The following is a 1,028-nucleotide window of genomic DNA, read 5'->3' on the forward strand; positions in this document are numbered from 1 at the left end:
TCCTGATCGTCAATCACCTTGGTGATCGTGATCTCAACCTTTGAACTGTCAATGGTGAAGTCAAGCGAGTCACTTGGATCACTCTCATTGCCAGCCGGATCCGTCACTGTCGTGGTGATCGAATGGTCACCATCTTCCAATTCCTCATCCGGTGTCCAGGTCCAGTTGCCATCCTTGTCGACAACTGTCTCACCAATAACCTTGTCACCATCCTTGATGGTGATGGTTGAACCGGGTTCTTCGCCACCACCAGACAAGGTCGGTGTGCGGTCATCTGTTGTACCACCACCAACAATATCACCGGTGTTGGGACCCTGGTCATCATGACCTTTGGGTACATCCGGCGCTGTCGGAGCCGTTTTATCAAGCACAATCAGATAATCACCTGTGCTGCCGCTCACACGACCATTGTCAGGGTTGGTCGCCGTTGCCGTAATGACGTAATTGCCATCCGCACTCAACAATGGCTGCCCATCAGCGCCATTGCCAACCGTCAATTCCCAGGTCTGGTCTGCACCAACAACAACCGTACCGGCCGACTTGCCATTGACAAAAACTTCAATGACTTCACCAGCCTTGCCCGTACCACGAACCGTCGGCGTGCTATCATCGGTTGTCTGACCCTTCTCAAGACGGCCTGTTACCGTCGGCTGGTCATCATAAACACCGGTAATCGCGGGAACATCCGGCGCTGTAATGTTAACAACAAAGCCCCAGCTATCGGCCTCAGGCCCTTCATTGCCAGCACCATCAACACCCTTCACGATGAAGTTGTGGCTGCCGGTATCCAAAGAATCCTTCGGCGTAAAGCTCCACGCGCCATTCACAACTTCCGCTGTGCCAAGCAACGTCGTGCCGTCATAAATATTGACATGGCTCACACCAGCCTTCGCCGTACCATGCAAGGTCGGCGTCGTATCATCTGTCGTCCCACCACGGCCAATCTCGCCAATACTTGGCAACACATCATCCGTCAAACCTAAAATCTTGACATCATCAGCTGAAGGCGCAACCGTATCAACCGTAAA

1 protein-coding gene is annotated in these 1,028 nt (G+C 52.9%); it reads right to left on the reverse strand.

The annotated features are described in order from the left end of the window. On the reverse strand, positions 1 to 1,028 hold a 1,028-nt coding region (locus ACYSNS_RS14540), incomplete at both ends, for an Ig-like domain-containing protein (RefSeq protein ID WP_461723897.1).

Source organism: Bartonella sp. LJL80 (genome assembly GCF_054871565.1).